The 5,024-nt window shown below is 64.9% G+C and carries 5 protein-coding genes; 3 read left to right on the forward strand and 2 right to left on the reverse strand.

Annotated elements, in window-relative coordinates; genetic code table 11:
- Positions 1-214: 214 nt before the first annotated feature.
- The gene (locus K8V11_RS00515) at positions 215-1,138 is read left to right on the forward strand and encodes a CPBP family intramembrane glutamic endopeptidase (protein WP_303910198.1); all 924 of its coding nucleotides are present in this window, start codon (positions 215-217) and stop codon (positions 1,136-1,138) included.
- Positions 1,139-1,195: 57 nt separating this feature from the next.
- A complete protein-coding gene (locus tag K8V11_RS00520; RefSeq protein ID WP_303910199.1) occupies positions 1,196-2,137 on the forward strand; it encodes an alpha/beta fold hydrolase in 942 nt (313 codons plus the stop codon).
- Between the two features lie 18 nt (positions 2,138-2,155).
- On the opposite strand, the gene K8V11_RS00525 is transcribed toward K8V11_RS00520, so the two are convergent.
- Together K8V11_RS00525 and K8V11_RS00530 are read right to left on the reverse strand one after the other, a co-directional pair.
- Positions 2,156-2,815 (reverse strand): MBL fold metallo-hydrolase, encoded by a 660-nt coding sequence (locus tag K8V11_RS00525; protein ID WP_303910201.1) that lies wholly within the window; start codon positions 2,813-2,815, stop codon positions 2,156-2,158.
- A 62-nt stretch (positions 2,816-2,877) separates the two neighbouring features.
- Complete coding sequence (locus tag K8V11_RS00530) at positions 2,878-3,963, reverse strand: S-(hydroxymethyl)mycothiol dehydrogenase (RefSeq protein WP_303910203.1); 1,086 nt, start codon at positions 3,961-3,963, stop codon at positions 2,878-2,880.
- A 155-nt stretch (positions 3,964-4,118) separates the two neighbouring features.
- On the opposite strand from K8V11_RS00530, the gene K8V11_RS00535 reads away from it, so the two are divergent.
- Positions 4,119-5,024: AAA family ATPase (locus K8V11_RS00535; protein ID WP_303910205.1), on the forward strand; the 906-nt coding region annotated here is incomplete at its 3' end.

Raw genomic sequence — 5,024 nt, forward strand, 5'->3', positions numbered from 1 at the left:
TCACCTCCGCGCATCGTACGGACTGTAATCACGCACCATCCGCACACGATTCGCCGAAGAGGAGAAAGCGATTTTTCCGCCGAACGCGAAAGCGATACCCGGCCCGGTTCGCTACCACCGACTGGCCAGGACCTCGCCCCGCTACACCAATTGGCGGCCATTCTGGGAACTTGTCATCGCCGGGGCCCTGTACGTCACGCTGCAATATTTCGTAGTGATCGCCTCGATTATCGGAGCCGGCACTGCCTCGCCTTACAGCGACGAGGCGGAGGACTTCGTAGAGTTCCTCGCCGCAGGAGTCCTTCCTGAATCCCCACTGGAATGGGGCTTTACGCTGACAGCCCTCGCCGTGTGCTTTCCGGCGGCACTCCTGGCGGTAAACATCGCCGGACGGAGAAAGCTCGGGAGCCTGTTTTCTGTCGGCGGAAAATTCCGCTGGCCCCTCATGTTTCGTGCGATGGCGATTTCCCTGGTAGGAATTGGCCTCGCCTACGCTCTGTCCAATACCTTCTTCGACGATGTGACGATCACGACGGACGGCACAGCTCTGGCAATTCTCGCGCTCACTCTCGTACTCGTTCCGTTCCAGGCAACGGCCGAGGAGTTGCTGTTTCGCGGCGTAGCCGCACAGGCCATCGGCTCGTGGCTGCGCCACCCCGCGTTCGCATTCATCATTCCCACGCCGGTCTTCGTGGCGCTCCACGTATACGACTATCTGGGACTCGTCGATGTCGCCGTGTTCGCGTTATGCGCAGGCTTCCTCGCCTGGGCAACGGGCGGGCTCGAGGTGCCCATCGGATTCCATATCGCCAACAACTGGGTCGCGATCGGGACGGCTGCCTTCCTCGGACAGAATCCGGCGGAGCCACTCATCACGCTCCCGACAACGATCTTTAGCGTGAGCACCACGCTGCTCATCACCGCCTTTATGTACTTCGACAAGCGGCTGACATTTCAGACGACCGGCACCGCGGAGGCGATCGAGAAGCTCCCGCCGGCTGCGATCGTTGCGGGACAGTCAAATCCACCACAGTTCCCAGGGCAGCAGTGGCCGGGGCAGCAGCGGCCGCCGGAGGCAATTCCGCCTAACGAACCTCCTCCACCCGGAACTCCACCGCCGCCGCAGTCGAATTCGTGACCGCAAAGCTGAGATCGGTGCCTCCGCCGTCATAGGGAAAGGGGTTATCTTGGGAACATGAGTAATCCCTCGGACTCTGCGTCCGCTCCCCGTCCCGCCGGTTTTCCGCACGATAACGCCTCGGTGGCGCAGAGGCTCGGCGGCGAAGCGTTCAGCGTCCAGGCGCGCGGCTTCACGTTCGACGGCTTCCGGGCGGAGCCTGCTGTCGCCGCGAACGGCGCCCCGACGGTCGTGCTCGTGCACGGCTGGCCGCAGTTCGCGAGCTGTTGGGAGGAGGTCTCGGGCACGCTACTCGACCAGGGGTTCGAGGTCGTCGCCTTCGACCAGCGCGGATATAGCCCCGGCGCACGGCCGGGCGAAGTCGAGGATTACACGCTCGAGCAGCTCGCGAACGATATCGACGAGGTGACTCGGGCGCTGGGCATCGAGAAGTTCCATCTCGTCGGGCACGACTGGGGCGGGATCATCGGCTGGATTTACGCGGCGGCGCATCCGGAGCGCCTGCATTCGTTTACCTCGCTCGCATCGCCGCATCCGGTCGGACAGCTGCAGGCTACCGCCGAGGACCCGGGGCAGTACGAGAAGATGGGCTATATCCGCGGTATCCAGGCCGACCCGGCGGCCTCGCGGGACGCGCTCTTCGCCGACGATGCGGCGCTGCTTCGTGCGCTGTACGGCGGCGCGGTCGATGCCGAGACGGTTGCGGCGTACGTGGAGCGGTTCCGTGAGCCGGAGATCATGGATGCGGTGCTGAAGTACTATCAGGCACTCGGCAAGGGGCAGCTGCCGTCGAGTCTCACCGTAACGGTGCCGACCCTCTACATCTGGGGAGACGAGGACATCGCGTTCTCACGCAGCTCCGCGGAGAAGACCGCCGAGTTCGTCAGCGGGGAATACAAGTTCGTCGATCTCGCCGGCGCCTCCCACTGGTTACCCGAGGAGCGCGCCGGCGAGATTGCGCCCGAGATCTGCGCGTGGATCGCGGTGCACGAAGACTAGCGGTGTCGCACTGCCTTATCAGCTACCGCGCTTGATCCACTCCTCGAGGTGCGGCGCCTCGTCGCCTACCTTCGTCCCGTCGCCGTGGCCGGTGTGCACCAGCGTCTCGGCGGGCAGCGAGAGAATCCGGTCCTTGATCGACGTGATGATCGTCGGGAAATCCGAATACGAGCGCCCCGTCGCACCCGGGCCACCGTTGAACAGCGTGTCCCCCGAGAAAAGTACGCCGGCCTCCGGCACGTGGAACACGCACGAACCCGGCGAGTGCCCGGGGGTGTTCATCACCTTCAGATCGGTGCCGGCGATCTGGAAAATGTCGCCGTCGGAGAGATCCTCGTGTGCGAGGCCGCCGTGCGTCTCCTCCCACAACATCTGGTCACCGGGGTGTACGAACAGCCGAGCGTCGAGCTTTTCGGACAGCTCCGGCGCCACGGTGATGTGGTCGTTGTGCGCGTGCGAGCACAGAATGCCGAGGACCTTCCGGTCCCCCACGGCGTCGAGGATCGGCGCGGCATTGTGCGCGGCGTCGATGATGAACACCTCGTCGTCGTTGCCGAGGATCCAGATGTTGTTGTCGACTTCCCACTCTCCGCCGTCAAGGGCGAAAATGCCGGAAGTGACGACCTTCTCGATGCGCAGGCCGTTGGCGAGGCCCTGCGACGTAACCTCGTGAGTCATGCTGGCTCCTTTGGTAGTGGGTGCGGTGTGGGGAGTTCGGATGCGGAGTCTGGTGGCGCGGTCTAGATCTCGACGACCGAGCGCAGAACCTTGCCGGCCTTCATCGACTCGAAGGCCTTCTCGATCGCGTCGATTGAGATCCGCTCGGTGACGAACTTGTCGAGCGGCAACCGGCCCTCGAGGTGCAGGTCGACGAGCATCGGGAAGTCGCGCTCGGGCAGGCAGTCGCCGTACCACGAAGACTTGAGCGCGCCACCGCGGGAGAAGAAGTCGAGCAGCGGCAGCTCGAGAGTCATCTCCGGCGTCGGGACACCGACGAGCACGACGCGCCCGGCCAGATCGCGTGCGTAGAACGCCTGCTTGTACGTCGCCGGGATGCCCACGGCATCGACAACGACATCCGCGCCGAACCCGCCGGTCAGCTCCTGGATGCCCTCCACCGGATCGGTTTCGTTCGAATTTATGACGTCGGTCGCGCCGAAATCCTTGGCCCAATCGAGTTTCGTCGAATCGATATCGACTGCGATGATCTTGCTGGCCCCGGCGAGCTTGGCCCCGGCGATCGCCGCGATTCCGACGCCGCCGCAACCGATCACTGCGACCGACTCGCCGCGCTTGATCTCGCCGGTGTTCATCGCGGCGCCCATTCCGGCCATCACGCCACAGCCGAGGAGGCCGGCAACCGCAGGGTCTTCCTTCTCATCGACCTTGGTGCACTGGCCTTCGTGGACCAGCGTCTTTTCGGCAAACGCGCCTATTCCAAGTGCCGGAGACAGCTCGGTGCCATCGGTCAGCGTCATCGATTTCGACGCGTTGTGGGTATCGAAGCAGTATTTGGGTTCGCCGCGCTTGCACGCGCGGCATTCGCCGCACACCGCGCGCCAGTTGAGCACGACGAAGTCGCCCTCGGCCACGTGGGAGACGCGCTCGCCGACGGTCTCGACGATTCCCGCTGCCTCGTGGCCCAGCAGGAACGGGTACTCGTCGTTGATGCCGCCCTCGCGATAGGCGAGGTCCGTGTGGCAGACCCCGCACGCCTGGATGCGCACGACCACGTCGTTCGGTCCCGGGTCCGGGATGACGATATCGACGAGCTCGACCGGCTCGTCCTTGACGCGCGAAATGACTCCCTTGACGGTATTCGACATAGCTTCGTCCCCTTTCGCTTGTATCCGGACGCGCCGCCGATCTCGGGCGCCGGTCTCTGCTGCCAGCTTAGGGAACTTTGCCGCCGCCGTGGGGTGCCCGCCGCCGCAGGTATCGTGAACCACGAAATGATCACCCCACCCCGGAAGCCGCCGCAGTGAGCCGGCTGGCGAGTATCGAGCTCACCGAGGAGTTCACGGCCGCCCTCGACCTGCTCGCGGCAGGGCACTCCATGTTCCTCACCGGCAAGGCGGGCACCGGCAAATCGACGCTCATCAGGCACTTCATGGCGACCACCGAGCGCGAAACCCTCGTCGTCGCGCCCACGGGTATCGCCGCGCTGAACGTCGGCGGCTACACGATCCATCAGCTGTTCCGGTTCCACACGGCGACCACGCTCTCCGACGTCATGGGCGGGGACTACTACCCGACGCGGTTCGCCGCCGCGCTTCGCAGCGTGGGCACGCTGATCGTGGACGAGGCCTCGATGGTGCGCGCGGACCTGTTCGACATGATGAACGCGGCGCTCACGCGGTTCGGCCCCGAGCCGGGCGAGCCGTTCGGCGGGGTGCAGATCGTGCTCGTAGGCGACCTCTTCCAGCTGGCGCCCGTGGTTACTACAAACGAAGAGTGGTACTTCCGCGAAGAGTACGACACCCCATACTTCTTCTCGGCCCACTCGTATAGCGCCGAACGCTTCCCGCTCGTGCAGCTGACGAAGGTGTTCCGGCAGATCAGCGACCCGGAGCTCACGCGGATCCTCAACACCGTCCGCGAGGGCCAGCTCCTCGACGACGCCCGCGCGCACCTCAATACCCGCACGGCGCCGGATTTCGAGCCGCCGGTCGGCGAATTCTGGCTCACGCTGTGCACCACGAACAGGCTCGCTGACTCGCGCAATCGCCGCATGCTCGACCAGCTCCCCGGCGACGAGCTCTACTCCCACGCGATGGTGTCCGGCGAGGTCGAACGACAGGCGATGCCCGTGGACACCGAGCTCGCGCTCAAGCCTGGCGCGCAGGTCATGCTGCTCAATAACGACCAGTCCCGGCGCTGGGTCAAC

Origin of the sequence: Dietzia timorensis (assembly GCF_020742175.1) — a bacterium.
GTDB classification, from domain to species: Bacteria; Actinomycetota; Actinomycetes; order Mycobacteriales; family Mycobacteriaceae; genus Dietzia; species Dietzia timorensis_A.

Bases quoted from the DNA above. Each gene is read 5' to 3' on its own strand.
- K8V11_RS00525 (WP_303910201.1), bottom strand. From the start codon at position 2,815: ATGACTCACGAGGTTACGTCGCAGGGCCTCGCCAACGGCCTGCGCATC.
- K8V11_RS00530 (WP_303910203.1), bottom strand. From the start codon at position 3,963: ATGTCGAATACCGTCAAGGGAGTCATTTCGCGCGTCAAGGACGAGCCG.
- K8V11_RS00520 (WP_303910199.1), top strand. From the start codon at position 1,196: ATGAGTAATCCCTCGGACTCTGCGTCCGCTCCCCGTCCCGCCGGTTTT.